Here is a 19,411-nt window from a genome sequence, read left to right as displayed (position 1 = left end):
TGATTCTTTGAAAATGAACGAAAAACTGGCATAATGAAGTGATGTGACTGTTCGCATTAAGCGGCAGAAGAGCAGACCCGGCAGCGTACAGCAACGTGGTGTTTAGCTGTCAGTGGTCGCGACGCACGGTTAACTTAAGAGAAGAAAGGCAGGTACCGGGCTTTGAAATTATACTTTGTCCGTCATGGAAAGACACAGTGGAATTTGGAGGGGCGCTTTCAGGGCGCTGGCGGCGACTCTGAGCTCTTAACGGAGAGCTACCAGCAAATGGTTCAAGTGGGACGTTTCTTACGCCATACGCAATTTCAGCATGCTTATTCGAGCCCTATTCGACGTGCTCGTGTGACGGCTCAGCATATCGTTAAGGAACTGCATCAACATGTTCCCCTGACTTTAATGAGTCGGCTTGAGGAATTTCATTTAGGTCAGCTTGAGGGGATGGCTTTCGAAGACGTGAAGGCGCAATTTCCGGCAGAACTGGATGCCTTTCGCAATCACCCTGATCAGTACGATACTAGTCGCATCGGCGGCGAAACCTTTCAGGAAGTTATTGCCCGCATGACCCCCGGGATTCAAACGATTGTGGCTGCCAATCCACAACCACAAGCTAATGTACTGGTGGTTAGTCATGGTGCGGCTCTCAATGCTGAAATCAACGCGCTGCTCGGTACGCCATTGCCGGAGCTGCGAAAGCGTGGCGGCATTCGCAACACCAGCGTGACCATTTTGGAAACCAAGGATGCGGGCCAGCATTTTGAGCTGTTGGATTGGAATAATACCAGTTTCTTGACGGCGGCTGCTTCGCCAACCGATACGATTTAGAGCATGAGGTGATCACAGAGATGACAGAAAAACAGACGCAGGGACGAGAGCAAGATAAGAAGCGTTCTGAACAAATGGTTCACGAATTGGTACAACGGATTAATTTACATCCCGGCGATGCAGATGCCTATTATGAATTAGCCACGGTATTAGTCGACCTCAATTCCTTTGCCCAGGCGGAGGAACTGTTGATGAAAGCCCTAGGGTTATTTGCGGCGCAGGCAGAAGTTGTGGAGAAACTTCATTACGGACTGGGAAACGTCTACTATGCCGCCCAGGACTATCCAAAAGCCATTGCGCAGTTTGATCAGTTAGGTGCACAGTGGAAGGGTGCCGGTTACCTGATGCTAGCGCAAAGCTATATGGCGAGTGGTGATCACAAACGGGCGCTGGTGTTTAGCTTAACCGCCCTGGGAAGCCAACCTAAGGATGTTGCGACGCTGCAAGTTGTCGCAGAGAATTTACTGGCGCTGGGGAATATGTCGCAGGCGGCCCAGTATTACGATCAAGTCTTAGAGTTGGACGATCGTAACGGCCGAGCTTATTTTGACCGCGGACTGGTTGCGATGGTTCAGGGTGAAGACTATGGCCAGTATTTCAAACAGGCGAAGTCTTTGGATCCCCAGTACTTTGAAAAGGGTCAGAAGAAGTTAGCAGATATCGAACGATTTATTCAGACACAAAAAGGGACGACGAAAAAGTAATTGTGAGGAGGAGACGAGCAGATGGCAACTGAATCACTGGATTTATTCGCATCGGACCGGGGTGACCAGGCCGATTATGTGGTTGGTACCGTCAGTGCGGTCTTCTTTGCCAGCCAAGATAGTTTTTATAAAGTGATGTTGGTCAAAGTGTCGGAGACGAGTTTAGATTGGCATGAAGATGAGATTGTCGTGACCGGAAACTTTGCGGACGTCAAGGATGATGTCAGCTACCGGTTTACGGGCAAGAAAGTCGAGCATCCCAAGTATGGCGTGCAGTTTCAGACGGATAATTACCAAAATGAGACGCCGACGTCGCGGAGTGGCGTGATCGCCTACCTCAGTGGGGATGATTTCCCTGGATTGGGTAAGAAAACCGCGGAGAAGATTGTCGACAACCTGGGGACCAATGCCATTGAGAAAATTTTAGACGATAGTGATGTCTTGAAGCCGCTCAGTTTGTCACCCAAGGTCGTGGCGACGCTGGTGAGCCAGTTACAAACTAACAACGGCATGGAGCAGATTATTATCGGCTTGAATGGCTATGGCTTTGGGAGTACGTTGGCAGCCGCCATTTATAATCGTTATGAGGAAAAGACACTCGATGTCATTCATGAAAATCCGTATCAACTGGCTGAAGATATCGCGGGGGTCAGCTTCAAGCGGGCCGATCAAATTGCGACACAGCTAGGCTATGCAGCAGACAAGCCGGAACGGTTGCGGGCCGGCTTGCTGCAGACCTTAACGGATCTTTCCGTGGCGAATGGGGATACGTACACGACGGCCAAGCCGCTCTTGGCGAATACCTTGAGCTTGTTGGAAAACGCCCGCAATGTGCGCCTCAATCCGCAGGACATCGCCGATCAACTGCTAGAATTGGCTAAACAGCAAAAGGTGGTCGGGGATGATCAGCGGATTTACCTCAAGACATTGTATGACGCCGAATGGCAGATTGCCGAGCACTTGCAGCGCTTGCTACAGGGCGGTGACGATGACCAACGGTTTAGTGATGAAGCGATTGCCAAGCAGGTCAGAATTGTTGAAAAACAGGCCGACATTGTGTATGACGAGTCACAGACTGCCGCCTTAACTGCCGCAGTAAAAGCTAAAATCATGCTGCTTACCGGGGGACCGGGGACTGGTAAAACGACCATCATTCGTGGCTTGGTGAACTTGTACGCACGTCTCCATGAGGTTTCTTTGGATATCAACGAGTACAAAGAAAAGCCGTTTCCCATTTTACTGGCGGCACCGACTGGTCGGGCTGCTAAGCGGATGAGTGAGTCGACGGGGTTACCGGCGAGCACCATTCACCGCTTGTTGGGGCTGACGGGACGTGAAGAAGATCTCGATGCCGCGGCTACCAAGGATCTGGAAGGTGGCTTGTTGATTATTGACGAGACGTCGATGGTTGATGTGTACCTGATGAAGACCCTCTTGCGGGCAGTGCCAGTTGGCATGCAGGTGATTCTGGTAGGTGATAAGGATCAGTTACCTTCCGTTGGTCCTGGGCAGGTCTTTCATGATCTGTTGGCCAGCGATCAGCTGCAGAAGATTCACCTGGATACGATCTATCGCCAGGGGGATGGCTCGTCGATTATTTCGTTGGCCCACGCCATTAAGAATGGACAGTTGCCACCTGACTTCACTAAGAATCAGGCGGACCGTTCGTTCATCCCTTGCCACGCCAACCAGGTGGAAAATGTGATTGATCAGATTGTCGCTAAGGCGCATGCCAAGGGCTTTACTGCCAGCGATATTCAGGTGCTAGCACCGATGTATCGTGGGTCAGCTGGGATCGATCGGTTGAACGTGGTTTTGCAAGATATTTTGAATCCACGGCGGTCTGAGCGAACAAAAGAGGTTGAATTTCGCCAGCAGAAATTTCGGATTGGCGATAAAGTACTGCACCTCGTCAATAGCCCCGAAAATAACGTCTTCAACGGTGATATTGGAACGGTTACGGGGATCGATCTGGCAGCTAAAGATAAGAAGATTAAAGCTGACCAATTGACGATTGCATTTGAACAGACTGAAGTGACCTATTCGCGTAATGATTGGAACCGATTGACGTTGGCTTACTGCATGTCGATCCATAAGTCGCAAGGGTCAGAATTCAAAATGGTGATCTTGCCGATGGTGGGTCAGTATAATCGGATGTTGCAACGGAACCTGCTGTATACGGCAGTAACGCGGGCAGCCGATATGCTGATTCTATTGGGGGAACCTAACGCGTTTGCGGCGTGTGTCAATAATCTGTCGGTTAATCGGCATACAACACTGACCATGCGGATTCAGGGCGTGCTGGCACCAGATCAGGCAGCAACGCCAGCAGTTACCGAAGAAACGACGACCAAAGATGAGAAAACAATGGCGAAGCAGGCCACCGATCAGCAAACGCCTTCATCGGCAGCGACTGACCCCGTTCAACCGGCTGATTACCGCTTAACACCGGAGTTAGTGTTAGGTCAGCAGATTGACCCGATGATTGGGATGCAGGGGGTCACGCCCGCTCAGTTCATGGCAACAAATTAAAAGTGCGGCGTGAATCGTTGCGTTTCCAGACAAAGATTGCGATAATGTAAACAGTAAACAAGCACTGTGTGAATTGAATCTGAAGAGCGATTGTGTCATTTATGGATTTGATGCAGCCAGATTAATGCGGCTGAAGATTGCACGGTGTGACCATTAAAAAATACAAATGAACTTGGGGAAAACCCACTGGGAGGCTGTTATGGCAGAACATGTCGAAGCTGGCAGAATGAAAGTTTTTGCACTGAATTCAAACCGGCCACTCGCGGAAAAAATTGCTAAAGCTGCTGGCGTTGAGCTAGGTAAAGCAACGATCAAACATTTTAGTGATGGTGAAATTCAGATCAGCATTGACGAAAGTATTCGTGGTGATCAGTTGTTTATCATCCAATCAGTATCTGATCCCGTCAATACGAATTTGATGGAGTTGCTGATCATGATCGATGCAGCACGGCGCGCTAGTGCAGAGAAGATTAATGTCGTGATTCCTTACTATGGGTACTCCCGAGCAGATCGTAAAGCACGTTCACGGGAACCAATTACGGCTAAATTAATTGCCTCGTTGTTGCAGATGGATGGGGTCAACCGGGTGATTGCGTTAGACCTGCATGCGGCTCAACTACAAGGATTCTTCGATATTCCGGTTGATCATTTGCAGAGTGATCGCTTATTGGCCAGTTACTTTGAAGATAATCCCGAGATGGCGGATGATAACTTCGTCGTGGTTGCACCTGACCATGCCGGTGTGAGCCGGGCGCGCCGGTTGGCTGAGTTGTTGAGTGCGCCGATTGCCATTATTGATAATCGGGATGACACAGAGAACGCGACTCATCCGGATGCGGTTATCGGGGATGTCAAAGGTAAGCGCGCTATTCTAGTGGATGATATTATTGATACGGCGCTGCGGATCACGGTTTCAGCCAAAGCCTTGAAAGCGGCGGGGGCGGCTGATGTCTATGCCTGCGCGACCCACGCCGTGTTATCTGGTCAAGCGACGGAACGGATTGACGAATCACCACTAGAAAAGGTGGTCTTCACCGATTCGATTCAGTTGCCAGATGACAAGAAGAGTGATAAGTTCGTTGTATTGTCAGTCGGTGAATTGTTTGGTAAAGCGATGGATCTAATTTACCACCAAGAACCGGTTGACTCATTGTTCCATAAAGCATTGAAACAACATAAGCAGTAAACGACGAGGGCCGTCACGCTGGTGATGGTTCTTGTTTTGTGTTCGGCTGAGTTGACGCAGTTAAACGCGGCGATTCAGCTAAAATTTAGATAAGGAGCGAGTAGTTTGAGAGGAAAGCATTTTGGAATTTTACTGGGCGTTACGGCATTAGTGATCGGCGGTCTGGCTGCTTGCGGTAAGTCATCAACGTCCAGTACATCGGGGAAGTTAGCGGCGGATCAAGAGGTTAAGTTGGCGACTAAGTCGGAAGTAACGACGTTGGATGTCTCTAAGGCCTCGGATTCGACCAGCTTGACGCAGTTGTACCACACGCAAGAGGGATTGTATCGTTTAGGTAAAAATGAAAAATTGATCAACGCCATGGCCACCAAGACGACGGTCAGCAAGGACGGTAAAACCTACGTCTTTGATTTACGACACGATAATCGGTGGAACGATGGTAAGGCAGTTACGGCACAAGATTACGTGTACTCTTGGCAACGGACGGTTAACCCCAAGACGGCCGCAGAGTACGCGTACCTGATGGCGGGGATTAAGAATTACAGTCAAGTCCAAAATGGGGCGGTGGCGCCTAGTCAACTTGGTGTGAAGGCACTGGGCAAGTACAAGTTGCAGGTGACCTTGAGTAAGCCAGTGGCCTACTTCAAGTTACTGCTGGCCTTCCCAACGTTCTTCCCGCAGGAACAAAGCGTTGTTGACAAGTACGGTAAGAGCTACGGCCACTCAAGCGAGAAGACGGCGTATGACGGGCCGTTTGTGATGACTAAGTGGCAAGGAACCGATCAGAACTGGCAGTTAGTGAAAAATACCAAATTCTGGGACAAAAAGAAGATTACGTTGAAGAAGATGAACTTCCAAGTCGTCGCTGATCCTTCGACGGGACTGAATCTGTATCAACAAAAGAAATTGGATGCGACCACGCTGGACGGGACTCAGGTCGCTAACCTGAAGAACAACAAAGATATGAAGACATTTGTGGGTGGCTCAACCTACTATATGCAGATGAATCAGAAGCGGGTTAAGGCGCTGCGGAATCTTAAGGTTCGTCAGGCACTGTCCATGGCAATTGATAAGCAGCAATTAGCTAAGAATGTCTTGCGGGATGGGTCTAAGGCCCCACTAGGATTCGTCTCTCAAAACCTGATGCAAAATCCTAAGACGAAGGCTGACTTTGCCAAGGATGCCTACGTCAAGAGCGGGGTGACCCATGATTTGAAGCAGGCCAAGCAATTAATGAAGGCGGGACTACAAGCTAGTGGCACTAAGAACCTGCACTTGACGTTATTGGCCGATGATACCAGTGTGACCAAGACGGTCGCGCAGGATATCCAGGCTGATTTGCAAAAGTTACCAAACGTTAAAGTGGCGATCAATACGTTGCCTTACAAGACGCGGTTGAGTCGCTCTAACAGTGGTAATTTTGATCTGGTTTTGACGAATTGGGGGGCAGACTTTGCCGATCCAATTAACTTCCTATCCTTGATGAGCACGGGTAATACCAATAACAATGGTGGCTTCTCTGACGCCGTATATGACAATTACGTCAAGCGGTCAGAAAATCAGGATGCCAATAAGCCGGTTGCCCGGTACAATGATTTGGTTAAGGCTGAAAAGCGCCTGATGACGCAACAAGGCGTCATTCCATTGTATCAACCCGCAACGGTTGAGATGTGGAATGCCAAGGTCACGGGCTATGTTTGGAATCCGGCAGGGATGAGTCGTGGTTACCAATGGATGAAGGTTCAGCAATAAGCCTTAGGCGTTATTGCCGGATTAAAGAGCATAAATAAAATCGGAAGACTATTCTCGTCATTGAGAGTGGCCTTCTTTTTTTGGCCCGCAAAAAAGGAACGATGATGTAGGAATGCAGGGGAGGCTTAGTCGAGTTTGTTTTCATTCGGCGAGTAACTGGCGGAACTTGCAATTGGTCTTTGAAAGTCATCCATTTTGAGTAGCTTTAGTTAAGCTAGTCTAGTGGATTTTTAATTGAAGATGAGCAGGAAATCTTAGCTCGTGTGACCTTACAGTTGGTCGTTCTTATTCAAGCATTCCACCAGTTTCACTGATCAAAATCTACTGCTGTTTGAAAAATAATTGAAAATCAATTGGTTTTGATCAAGGCAACTTAAATCGGCTGGTCAGGCTAGCTTTCATCATTGGAAAAGTGGGTGAATATCGCGAGACTAATATTCACAATTGAAATTATGTATGAAACATGTTATACCTAGAGTAGTCACTATGAAAGCGAATACATAATTTTGGCAAATCTAATGAAAGTTGGAGGTCAACACCATGCAATTTGATGACTTACTTACAGAACAGAGAAACCACCGGTCGACCCACATTGATCGCGAATCAACGTTGGAGATGGTCAGCACGATTAACCGGGAAGATCACCGGGTCGCGCGTGCCGTTCAAAAACAGCTGCCCCAGATTGCGGCGGCGATTGATGCGGCGTATCCCAAGTTCGATCGGGGTGGGCGATTGATTTACGTCGGTGCTGGGACTTCCGGCCGCTTGGGGGTCATTGATGCCACCGAGTTACAGCCAACGTATGGTCTAACCTCTCAGCAGACTTTTGGGCTGATTGCAGGGGGAAATCAAGCTTTAACCAAAACCCTACCTTCAGTTGAAGATTCACCTGAACTGGCGCAAGATGACCTTGCCGCGGTTCAATTGACAGAAAATGATGTGGTGGTTGCGAGCGCCGCCTCCGGTCAAACCCCCTATACAGTGGCGGCTTTGAAGTTTGCGCAAGAACAGGGCGCCATTGGCATCGGCTTTTCCTGCATTGAAGATAGTCCGCTGGCTGAATTGGCTAACTATCCGATTACACCAGTCGTGGGGCCAGAAGTGATTACGGGCGCCACGCTCTTGAAAGCGGGGACAGCCGAAAAGATGGTGCTGAATATGCTCTCGACCGGGATTATGGTGAAGTCTGGTAAGGTCTACCAGAACCTCATGATTAACGTTGTCCCAACAAATGGGAAGACGTTTGAACGGGCCAAGAAGATCATTGCAGAGGCCACGCAAACGTCGACCTTGGCTGCTGAGCGGGCTTTGGATCGTGCCGGCAATAACGTTCCCTTGGCGATTGTTTTGATTGAAACGAAGGGGACGATTGCTGAAGCGAAGAAGTTGTTGGACGCTACTGGTGGTCACGTGTCGCAGGCAGTTAAATTGAGTGACGATGGTCAGCGGGCTTAACGCAAAACTTGACTGGTCCACACCAATTCCTTTATACTCGTAGGGTAGGCATAAAGGGAAGGAATGTGGCAAATGTATTTAGCAGATGAACATCGTTATGAAAAAATTCCAGTGCGGCGTGCCGGAAATACTGGGTTCCAATTACCAGCAATTTCTTTTGGGATGTGGCATAAGTATGGGGAACACGCTAACTATGGTGATACCCGTGACATTATCTTAAAGGCGTTTGATGCCGGAATCTTTAGCTTTGACTTGGCCGCTAATTATGGTCCAGGTTCTTACGAAGCTGAACGACTCTTTGGTGAAGTCTTGGAACGTGAACTGAAGCCTTACCGTGATGAGTTAGTGATCAGCAGTAAAGCTGGGTTCCACATGTGGCCAGGGCCTTACGGACAAATGAGTTCGCGCAAAGCATTGATGGCATCGTTAGATCGTTCTTTGACCCACATGGGTTTGGATTACGTTGACATTTTCTATAGTCACCGGTACGATGCCGAGACCTCACCCGAGGAAACGGCGGTTGCTCTGGATGATATGGTACGCCAAGGCAAAACGCTTTACGTTGGGATTTCCAACTACACTGCGCCCCAAGCTGAAGCGATGATCAAGATCTTTAGAGATCTGCACACGCCGTTCGTGGTGGATCAAGTGTCCTATAACATGTTGAATCAGACCGCTAATGATGATGGCTTGTTTGATATGTTACAACGCAACAATGCCGGCGCGATCGCTTACGGGCCGTTGTGTGAAGGCTTATTAACTGACAAATACTTGGATGGCATTCCTGAAGATGTTGACATTCACTGGTCAAGTGAATTCATCTTGAAGCAGGGACGTGACAAGATGTTGCAGAAGCTGCAAGGACTGAACAAGATTGCTCACAGCCGCGGTCAAAAGTTATCGCATATGGCTTTAGCTTGGTTGTTGCATAACCCAGTGATTACGAGTGTGATTACGGGTGCTTCCAAGCCAGAACATTTGTATGAAAACGTCAAGGCTGTTCAAAACTTGGAATTCGATGAAGAAGAATTACAAGCAATTGATCGGATTTTAAAAGCTTAATTATAACGGGACTAGCGATGTTGTGATCCACAACACCGTTAGTTTTTTAATTAGCGCCTAAAACTTGAAAGATTTATCATATGTAGCACGCGTTTTCGCGACTAAATAGGTAACATAGATGGTTCATGCCGCCTTGCCGTTCGTCAAGCTTTGAGCTAGAACGCTGTGGGGAGGACGGTTCGAGCCATAGAACGGTCTCGAACCTCGCTTTGAGCCGAAAAAAACACGTCTCAAAGACGCCATTTACCAAGAGAATCACTTGGTAAATCCCACGGCTGAGCTCAAATTTGACTCACTCACGGCTACGTAGAGGGCGTCAGTCACAATTGGCTAACTGATGATCTATCAATTGTTTGAGTCATGTTCTATCCGACGACTACCGTAACCGGAGGAGGGTAGAGGTGGAACCGAGCCTGAGGACCGCTCCTCAGGCCGCAGGCGTTCCCCCACAGCAGGCGGAATCTCTGCCAGCCGCAGGTGACTGGTTTTAGTCTGTCAATCTTACGGTTCAAGCTCTAGCAAAGATTTGTAATCTTTTAGCCAGTAGTTAGATCAGCAATCGGTGAAATTCGAGGATAACGAATGGAATTGTGATAAATAACTAAAATTGTTCAGTAATTGACCCGACAGATAGGGTATAATTAACTTAGCGGTTATGACGTTAATGACCCGTTGGCAGAGCATCTGAAAAGTTAAAGATGAATTGGACCAAATAGCTTACGGTAATTATGCACGTACTGCCAAAGTTTTTAATAGATTGTGTGGAGGGTGTTATGACACGGAAAGTAACGATTCGGGATCTGGCCGAAGCTGCTGGCGTTTCTGTCACCACAGTTTCACAGATTTTAAATGGAAAAGGCGAACGATTTAGCATTGATACGCGAACTCGCGTCCATCAGCTCCAAGAAGAGATGGGCTACGTGCCTGATTTTAATGCGCGTAATTTAATTATGCGTTCGGCACAGACTATTGGCGTGATCGTCCCTAATTTAGGGAACCCCTTCTTCAGTATGTTCATCAAAGGGGTGCAATCGACGAGTCGCGATCGGCACTTTATTCCACTGATTTTTGGCGCCAATTATGATGAGGACTTGGAAGGCTATTATCTGCAGGAGCTGATTAAGCGTGCGGTGGATGGTTTAATTATTGCCAGTTCGTCGATTACGGCACCAGCGATTGATAATATTTTGAAGAAGAATGGGATTCCTTACCTGCTGATTGATCAAAATGGTGGCCCCAGCCTGGATAGTGTAAGAATTGACGATCGACGTGGTGGTCAGATTGCGGCTGAACATCTGCTTTCCTTAGGCCATCGCAAAATTGCGGTGGTGATGCCCGCGGCACCGACTGATAACTTGGTCGTCCGGTTAAATGGGTTTAAGCATGATTTAGCACAAGCCGGCGTTAATTTGCCAGAAGAAGCCTATATCATTTCACCAATGACCAAACTTGGTGGTTACCAGGCCACGGCCGCGGTGATCAAGCAGGCGCCAACGGCAGTTTTTGCGGTTAACGATGAAATGGCGTTGGGGTTGATCCGCGGCCTGCATGAGCAAGGAATTCGGGTGCCAGAGGACATTTCGGTTCTAGGCTACGATGACATTGATTTGGATGACTACGTGGTTCCTAAGCTGAGTACGGTGCATCAGCCAGTCGTCACGATGGGAGAACAAGCGACCACGCTACTGATTAACCGGATTCAAAAACGCCAGTTGGACCCACAGACTGTCGAATTGCCGGTTGAATTACGTCAACGCGAGAGTACGGCCCCAGTAAGTAAATAAGTCCGCAAATCAGTAAAAATATCTGAAAAATATTTCAAGTTTTACTTGTAAGCCTTTTCGAAACATGATACGCTAGTAGTAATCTGAAACGGGTTGCCGGGTGTATCGGTAATACGTAAAACGTTTTACGAACGGATAAATGGTTAAGGAGTGGAAGTTAATTATGGCAAACAAAGTAACTGTTCTTGGAAGTCTCAACGTGGATACAACCTTACGGGTTCCCCGGATGCCTTTACCGGGTGAAACGCTGTCAACTGAAAACAAGAGTAGTGCCGCTGGTGGGAAGGGTGCTAACCAGGCTGTGGCTGCAGCCCGCGCTGGCGCTGAAACGCGGTTCATCGGTAAAGTTGGAAACGACGATGCCGGTCGTTTCATGGTCGAATCTCTTCAAGAAGATAAGATCGACACGAGTGCTATTGTCACCGACAAGACGGTCGGGACGGGTTCTGCGTTCATTCTTTTGGATGAAGAAGGTCAAAACAGTATCTTGGTCTACGGTGGTTCTAACCAACAGATCAAGGATGCTGAAGTGTTAGCAGTTGAAGATGAAATTGCTAAGGCGGACTTCTTGATCGCCCAATTTGAAACGCCACAAGCAGCGACTTTGGCTGCCTTTACGGTGGCTAAGCGTCATGATGTGACGACGATCTTAAACCCAGCACCTGCTGCCAAGATTGATCCTGAAATTCTTAAGGTGACTGACTTAGTCGTTCCTAACGAAACGGAAAGTGCCGTATTGACGGGGATTGAAGTGACTGATCGGGCCTCTATGGATGCCAACGCGGACAAGTTCCGTGAAATGGGCGTGAAGAATCTGATTATCACGGTCGGTAGCAAAGGGGCTTACTATGCCACTGAAAAGGAATCTGGTTTCGTCCCAGCTTTCAAGGTGAAGGCTGTTGATACGACGGCTGCCGGTGACACGTTTATCGGTGCATTGAGCTCACAATTGAAGAGTGATTTGAGTAACATCGAATCCGCATTAACCTTTGCACAACGGGCAAGTTCTCTGACTGTTCAAGGTTTAGGAGCAATGCCATCTATCCCAACTTACGACGAAATTGTCGCTGCAAGTCAAAAGTAAGTTTTCTGAAAACACTAACTAAATTAGGCAATCTTTTTCGATTATTTTCGGAAAAGATTGCTTTTTTTTGCGAATTTTTGACAACCGGTTGCAACATCAACGAATCGGTATATTTGATAATACAGCTACTGACAGATTATAAACCCCGCCAAAATAACTTATCAAAGAGTGGTTGCAATATTCCAGTTGAATTGGTATAGTTAGAAAAGTCAAGGAGATGCCGTTGACGATACCGGTTAAATCAACGAATGCATGCGCCAATCAAAAATGGCGGTCGTGAATGGTCCGGCCACCCAAAGTGAGGTTATTTATCAATGTTGAATGAACAGGTTGTACAAAAAGCTGATTTTGATGAAATTGATACGCAAGCCGTGACGGCGGTTCGGATGCTGAGTATGGATATGATTTCGCGTGCTCGTTCGGGTCATCCGGGGTTGCCACTCGGGGTGTCACCAATGGCATATGTATTGTTCTCACGGCATCTACGGATAGACCCATCGTTCCCACAATGGTTCAACCGGGATCGGTTTGTTCTCTCCGCCGGCCATGGCTCGGCAATGCTGTATAGTTTGCTCCACTTGAGCGGCTTTGCACTGAGCAAACATGACCTGATGAACTTCCGGCAAGTGGGGAGTAAGACACCGGGGCATCCAGAGTACGGGGTTACTCCTGGAGTCGATGCGACGACCGGACCACTGGGGCAAGGAATTGGTATGGCCGTGGGGATGGCCATGGCAGAAATGCACTTGGCGGCTGAGTATAACCGGGATCGTTTCGACGTGGTCGATCATTATACTTACGCTATTTGTGGTGATGGGGACCTCATGGAAGGGGTTGCCGCTGAATCTGCGAGCTTGGCAGGTCAGTTAAAGTTAAATAAATTAATCGTTCTTTACGATTCGAATGATATCTCCCTGGATGGTCCGTTAGCCAACGCCTGTCATGATGATGTGGCCGGCCGCTTTGAAAGTTATGGTTGGAATTATCTGCGGGTAGCGGATGGTAATGATCTGGACGCGATTGATGCCGCCATCAACACGGCTAAGAACAATCAATCTGGTCCGACATTGATCGAAGTGAAGACGATCATTGGTGCTGGGAGCCCCCATCAGGGAACGAACAAGGTTCATGGGGCACCCTTAAACGATGAAGACCTTGCAGCGACGCGTAATTTCTACAATTGGGATAATGATCCATTTACCGTGCCAACGACAGTTCGCGATCGGTTCCAGAGCACAGTAAAATCACGTGGTTGGGCGAGTCACCAGGAATGGTCTAATCTAGTTACGCGCTATTCTGAAGCTGAACCAACCCTCTCCGCACAGTTTGCCCAGGGGATCAGTCAGACGTTACCGGCGGACTATACGGCAAGCCTACCAACGTACTACAAGAAAGACGCCTTGGCTTCACGGGCTAGCGGACATGAGATCCTACAGCAGTTGAGTGCGACGTGTCCGAACCTTTGGGGTGGTTCTGCCGATCTCTTTAGTTCAAATAAAACGAACGTGGTTGGCGAAGACCGCTTCAGTCGAGATAACCCGACTGGTAAGAATTTGTGGTTTGGTGTCCGTGAATTTGCTGAAGCGGCAGCGATGAATGGGATTGCCTTACACGGCGGTACCCGCGTTTACGGCTCGACGTTTTTCGTCTTTTCCGATTACATGAAGCCAGCGATCCGGCTGGCCGCTTTGCAAAAGCTACCCGTGATTTACGTCTTCACGCACGACTCGTTAGCTGTTGGGGAAGATGGACCGACGCATGAACCCGTAGAGCAGCTAGCCGCGTTACGGTCGATTCCTGGCTTAGCAGTTTACCGGCCAGCCGATGGTAATGAAACGGTGGCGGCCTGGGAACAAGCCATTGCGGCAACGGATCATCCAACGGCAATCATCTTAACCCGTCAAGGTTTACCAACGTTACCGAAGGCAGCAGCCAAGGTTCGTAGCGGCGTTAAGCGTGGCGGTTACGTCGTGACAGAGGCTCAAAACGAGGCAGAAGGGATTTTGATGGCCTCTGGTTCGGAAGTAAAATTAGCCGTCGACGCCCAGCGACGGTTGGCAGAACTGGGACACGATGTCCGTGTGGTCTCCATTCCAAGCTTTGAAAAATTCAGTGAGCAATCGGCTGACTACCAAGAGAGCGTACTCCCTAAGCAATTACGACGCCGTGTAGCTGTTGAAATGGCTAGCGGTGCCAGCTGGTATCGCTACGTCGGCTTGGATGGGGTTGCGTTGACGCAGGAACATTTTGGTGCCAGTGGTAATGGTGCTACGGTTGTCAAAATGGCTGGTTTTACACCGGAAAACGTGGTTCAGGCTTACCTGGATTTGCAGTAAAAATGTAAAAGTCTACTATAGTAGTATGTTTTGCCACGTTAGTCTTCAATGACCGGCGTGGCTTTTTTTAGAAGACAGTTATCGTTGGGCAGCCATGGTGAAAGTAAGCGCTAGGGCGAAATGAGGATGTTTGCACCGGACGGTCCGCTAGTAGGGCACGACTGCGCAGATTCTATGGAGAAATTGTCACCGATTAGGAAGAAGTGCAGAACAGTCTAGTAACTCGACCAATTTATTGGTAAGATTGGGATAAAGACACTGGAGGCGGTTTTAATGGAGATTCGACGGATTAAGGTTCCCACGGCATTAGTGTGGTCCGCACCGACGGCAGCCACGAAGACTGATCAAACGTACTTGCAAAATGGTGATTTAACGGCCTGGTTGACGGCACTGACGCCCGAAGCGCGGCAACGATTAACTGATACGAACGGCATCGTCACGGAGGCCTTATTTAATGATCGGGTAGTCTTGGATCATCAAGAAGGCGAATGGGCGCATGTCTTTGTGACGCGTCAGGCCAACAGAATGGAACGGCGGGGTTATCCCGGCTGGATTCCCATGGCACAGTTGACGACGAGTGATGCCGAGTTAGAGTATCCCACCACAACTGTCCGGCTGGTCCAACCTACGACCGAGTTAGTAGACGCGGATCAACAGGTTATTTTAGAGTTGCCCATGGGGACAATCTTGACGACAACTAGTCAGGACAGTGAATGGATTCAGGTTGTGACGCCATTAGGCAATGGCCAAATCCCCGCACAAGCAGCACGGCTTAGTGTGAATGGTGTCGATGATGGTGATCGAATCCTAGCGCTGGGACGTCAATTTGTCGATACGCCATACCTTTGGGGCGGGATTACGCCAGCCGGTTTTGATTGTTCCGGCTTTGTCTATGCCCTGCATCGTGCCTTAGGAATCCCCGTACCACGGGATGCCCAGGATCAATTTGCCAATGGCTACCCGGTAGCGCCAGAAGAACTGACGGCCGGTGATCTGGTCTTCTTTGCAACCGATCATGGTACGGGTGATATTCACCACGTGGGCTTGTATGCGGGTGCTGGTCAAATTTTACACGCACCTAAGCCCGGCGGCAAAGTTGAGGAGATCAGTATGGCGAAGTCCGCTTTTGCACCAGAATACGCCGGTGCCCGGCGGTTCTGGCAATAAAGAGGAACTTTGAAGAATTCTCTAAGGTCACGGTGGATTTGGCAGCCGTTGAGGTTAGCGTGCTATACTAACTTCACGGGAGAAGTTAAATTCAAGTGAAAAGAGAGTGCAAATAATGAAATTAAAACGAATGATCTTGAGCTTAGCTGCGGCCGCACTGGTCGTAGGAATTGGCGGTGGGATGGTGGCTCACGCTGACACGACCGATACCAGTACCAGTGACACCAGCAGTTCCGCTACTAGTGGCAGCACGGTCCAGACTAAAGCCTTATCAAAAGCCTATGTGGTTTACGGGGCGGGACTGGCCAGTGAAGATAAGAATAGCGTGGGATCGGCTTTAGGCGTGAAGTCCAATTATAGTGAATTGACGGCGACAGGTAGCGATTACGCTAAATATCTGAATTCAGCCGGGACGACTGATGCCAGCATGATTAGTTCCGTGGCGTTAGCGCCCGCTGATCCCGGTACTGGTGTGAAAGTGAATATTGCTGATTACAATGGTAGTAATAATATTACCGAAGTGACGTCGCAACAGTACGCCATGGTCGCAACTATGGCTGGGGTGAAGGATGTGATCATTACGGTCACCGCCGACAAGTCAGTTTCCGGTGAGTCGGCCTTAACAGGGGTCTATAAGGCTTTAGCTGCTGATGGGTTGACGCTCAACTCAGAGAACACGCAAGCGGCCAACGGTGTGTTAGACGCCACCCAACCAGCGATTGACAATAATAGTAACGATAAGAAGTATCCAGGTAAATTGATGTCTGCCGTGGGGTCCGTATCATCTGATTTGGCTAAGCAACGTCAGAATGGGGACCAACTTGCAACTAAGGCGGATATTGAAGCCATGTTAGAAAAGGCCCTAGCCAAACAAGGAATTGATGGCAAGACGAGCTCGACCCAGATCACTAACATTGCGGTGGCCCTGAGCAAGGTGCAACAGGCGCCAGTATCAACGAGTAAGAGCTACATTAATAACGTGACGAATGTTGCCAGCAATTTAGCCAATAGTATTGGTAACAAAATGGCCAATGTGAAAGATTTCGCCAACAGTGCCGATGCCAAAAAAGCAGAGAACTTCCTCGTTCAAATTTGGCATAAAGTCGTGGCGTTCTTCCAAGGACTATTCAACTAAAAGGATCTAGAACAGCTGATTTACTAACTAACGGGAGGTGACTCCCGTTTTTTTGTTGTAAAAATTTGAATTTCACAAAGTCACAATATTTTCAGATGCTTGTAACTTACAGAAAGCGTTGTCAATAGCAATTTGTATTCTGCAATTATTTTGGAAGCTGCACTTAGTTGATGGCATCAAGGGACAACCTTTGGCTAGAAATAAAGAGCCATTAGAACAAACGTTTCGATGGTGTAAACGCTTAATGCCTGTAAATCAGTGGTTTTAGCAAGCAATTATTGAATTGAAACCTCAAATGGGAACTAACGTTCAACCTTAAAAATTGGTTATGATTTCCTTAATATTTCACAAGGAACTGGGAAAACGTGTGGTACTATTAATTTGTGATTCGTATTTACTATGAACGACTGGCAATACTGATTAATTTTGATTGGGGTCGTCGTTCACTTGCGTTTGAAAAAAAGTCATAAAAGGACGTGTTGTTGAAAATGAGTACAGGACAACGAAAAACAAAAGCATTAGTCGGCGTCGTGGGTGCCGTGGGCGCTCTGGCTGCCGGCGCGACGATTACCGCCAATGCGGATAGTATTCAAGTCAAGCAGGGCGACACCGTTTGGGAACTTTCACAAAAACTAGGGGTCTCCATTGATGACCTCGAGGCGCAAAATTCGATTGATAGTAAGACCGATCTCATCTTCGTGGGACAAAAATTACAAGTCCGTTCCGCCAAGACTAACCAGACTTACTCAGTTAAATCTGGAGATACCTTGTGGGATCTAGCTCAGAAGTACCATGTGTCCGTAGCCCAGCTACAAAAGGCTAACCACATGACCGGCGATGTCTTAAGTGTTGGTCAACAGTTGACTATTCCACGGGGGAGCGTAGCAGCTAAGACCGCTACGGCAGCTGGTTCGACGGCTAACGCAACCACGGGTGCAACGAGTAGTGCTACTCGGCAAACGACGCAAAAAGCTAATGCTGTTCAGGCGCAGATTGTGGCCCAACAACAAGCGGCGGCTAGCAAGCAACAACAAAAGCAAAGTGCTGCTGCGCAATCCAACACCACTAGTTCTGCTCAAACCACGCAGCGCGCAACAACTAAATCAGCTAGTCAGACGACCTCTTCAGCTGCGCAATCCAGTGTCACCAAGAAGAACCACGTTAATGCTAATGCGACGCAGCGCTCACAGGCTGATGCGGTGGCCAGTCAACGTACAACCAGTCAAGCCAGTTCTTCCGTGACGGCACCAGCTAGTTCGTCTAGTGTGACGACCAGCAGTAGCGCTACGACGAGTCAACCAGTGCAACGGTCAACTCGGTCAGCAGTTAGTGCACCTAGCACGTCGACTTCCAGTGCAGCAACACCATCCTCTTCACAAAGTAGTGTCGCAACGCCTTCGAGCTCAAGTACAGTGACACCTAAGACTAACGCGACGAGTTCTAAGTCAACTCAGGCACAGACGGGAAGTCAAAACGCCACGGCGACAACCTCGACTAAGCGAATTCGAACGACGACGCGCTCTGCAGTTAACAAGCAAGCAGCTAAGGCGGCTACGACCAGTTCAACGACTAATTCAGCTAGTTCGTCAGCAGCCGCTACGACCAGCAGCAGTGCTAAGAAGACCACCAATACGGCTGGCTTAACGAGTGGCTCAGTCACTGGGTTAGCGTTGAAGTTATCTTCAGCTAACATTCCTTATGTTTGGGGCGGCTCATCATTAAGCGGGATGGATTGTTCTGGTTTAGTTGCTTACGTTTATAAGAATGCTTCAGGCGTCAATTTGCCACATAATACGGTAGCGCAAGAGGCCTACGTATCGACCCACTCAGTTGCTTCGGCTAAGCCAGGCGACATTCTGTTCTGGGGGTCCAAAGGGTCCACTTACCATGATGCGATCTACTTAGGCAACAATCAATTTGTTGACGCGCCAACACCTGGTCAAAATGTTCAGGTTCATCAAATCAGCAAGTACTTTATGCCATCCTTTGCTGGGACGGTTAAGTAATCGGTTGCAGATTCACAGCTAGCAAAATTCAGTGAAAAAAGTTAAGATAATCGTTAACAAATCCGTTAGCAAGTGGTATGATTCCTTTTAGTCGTTTAAGAAAACGGGAATTAAAAATTTATACTTGTTAAAGGAGTTGTGTAGTGATGAGTAATCGGGTAGAGATTCTGGAAGAGTATCGGCAGGCTAATTCACAGCTAGCCACGTTGAAAGAAAAGGAATCCGCATCTGTTCAAAGTACTGATGAAACTGTACGGATTGAACCACGGTATGGTGAGGAAATGAACTACCTCAGTAATAAGTGCGCTCAGCTAGACATGATTCTGGAAGCAATGGCTGCTTCGGAAGATTAACGATAAATTACTGGTGATTTTTCCAGTGAGTCT

General features: G+C 48.4%; 14 protein-coding genes. All 14 read left to right on the top strand.

Annotated elements, in window-relative coordinates; all coding sequences use genetic code 11:
* Nucleotides 1-162: 162 nt before the first annotated feature.
* Nucleotides 163-822 carry a histidine phosphatase family protein gene (locus HF569_RS05275; protein ID WP_168901591.1) on the top strand — a complete coding sequence of 220 codons (660 nt, stop codon included), beginning with the start codon at nucleotides 163-165 and terminating at the stop codon, nucleotides 820-822.
* Between the two features lie 20 nt (nucleotides 823-842).
* Entirely contained in the window at nucleotides 843-1,526 is a 684-nt protein-coding gene (locus HF569_RS05270; protein ID WP_168901590.1) for a tetratricopeptide repeat protein, read from the top strand.
* A 21-nt stretch (nucleotides 1,527-1,547) separates the two neighbouring features.
* Nucleotides 1,548-4,058: an SF1B family DNA helicase RecD2 gene (gene recD2, locus HF569_RS05265; protein WP_168901589.1), complete on the top strand. Its 2,511-nt coding sequence runs from the start codon at nucleotides 1,548-1,550 to the stop codon at nucleotides 4,056-4,058.
* 199 nt (nucleotides 4,059-4,257) lie between these two features.
* The gene (locus HF569_RS05260) at nucleotides 4,258-5,244 is read left to right on the top strand and encodes a ribose-phosphate diphosphokinase (RefSeq protein WP_168901588.1); all 987 of its coding nucleotides are present in this window, start codon (nucleotides 4,258-4,260) and stop codon (nucleotides 5,242-5,244) included.
* 105 nt (nucleotides 5,245-5,349) lie between these two features.
* On the top strand, nucleotides 5,350-6,996 hold the full coding sequence (locus HF569_RS05255; RefSeq protein WP_168901587.1) for a peptide ABC transporter substrate-binding protein: 1,647 nt from the start codon (nucleotides 5,350-5,352) through the stop codon (nucleotides 6,994-6,996).
* Nucleotides 6,997-7,536: 540 nt separating this feature from the next.
* A complete protein-coding gene (gene murQ, locus HF569_RS05250) occupies nucleotides 7,537-8,451 on the top strand; it encodes an N-acetylmuramic acid 6-phosphate etherase (RefSeq protein ID WP_168850123.1) in 915 nt (304 codons plus the stop codon).
* A 72-nt stretch (nucleotides 8,452-8,523) separates the two neighbouring features.
* The gene (locus HF569_RS05245; RefSeq protein WP_168850124.1) at nucleotides 8,524-9,513 is read left to right on the top strand and encodes an aldo/keto reductase; all 990 of its coding nucleotides are present in this window, start codon (nucleotides 8,524-8,526) and stop codon (nucleotides 9,511-9,513) included.
* Nucleotides 9,514-10,286: 773 nt separating this feature from the next.
* Nucleotides 10,287-11,297, top strand: a complete 1,011-nt coding sequence (gene rbsR / locus HF569_RS05240; RefSeq protein WP_168901586.1) for a ribose utilization transcriptional repressor RbsR — start codon at nucleotides 10,287-10,289, stop codon at nucleotides 11,295-11,297.
* A gap of 163 nt (nucleotides 11,298-11,460) precedes the next feature.
* Complete coding sequence (gene rbsK, locus HF569_RS05235) at nucleotides 11,461-12,381, top strand: ribokinase (RefSeq protein ID WP_168850126.1); 921 nt, start codon at nucleotides 11,461-11,463, stop codon at nucleotides 12,379-12,381.
* Nucleotides 12,382-12,695: 314 nt separating this feature from the next.
* Nucleotides 12,696-14,717, top strand: a complete 2,022-nt coding sequence (gene tkt, locus HF569_RS05230; protein ID WP_168901585.1) for a transketolase — start codon at nucleotides 12,696-12,698, stop codon at nucleotides 14,715-14,717.
* Between the two features lie 273 nt (nucleotides 14,718-14,990).
* Nucleotides 14,991-15,884 (top strand): C40 family peptidase, encoded by an 894-nt coding sequence (locus HF569_RS05225; RefSeq protein WP_168901584.1) that lies wholly within the window; start codon nucleotides 14,991-14,993, stop codon nucleotides 15,882-15,884.
* Between the two features lie 115 nt (nucleotides 15,885-15,999).
* Nucleotides 16,000-17,019 carry a DUF1002 domain-containing protein gene (locus HF569_RS05220; protein ID WP_168850129.1) on the top strand — a complete coding sequence of 340 codons (1,020 nt, stop codon included), beginning with the start codon at nucleotides 16,000-16,002 and terminating at the stop codon, nucleotides 17,017-17,019.
* Nucleotides 17,020-17,507: 488 nt separating this feature from the next.
* Nucleotides 17,508-19,025 (top strand): LysM peptidoglycan-binding domain-containing protein, encoded by a 1,518-nt coding sequence (locus HF569_RS05215; RefSeq protein WP_168901583.1) that lies wholly within the window; start codon nucleotides 17,508-17,510, stop codon nucleotides 19,023-19,025.
* A 146-nt stretch (nucleotides 19,026-19,171) separates the two neighbouring features.
* On the top strand, nucleotides 19,172-19,378 hold the full coding sequence (locus HF569_RS05210) for a hypothetical protein (RefSeq protein ID WP_168850131.1): 207 nt from the start codon (nucleotides 19,172-19,174) through the stop codon (nucleotides 19,376-19,378).
* The last annotated feature ends 33 nt before the right edge of the window (nucleotides 19,379-19,411 follow it).

Origin of the sequence: Levilactobacillus tujiorum (assembly GCF_012641185.1) — a bacterium.
GTDB lineage: Bacteria > Bacillota > Bacilli > Lactobacillales > Lactobacillaceae > Levilactobacillus > Levilactobacillus tujiorum.
This window is presented reverse-complemented; position numbering and strand designations above follow the sequence as displayed.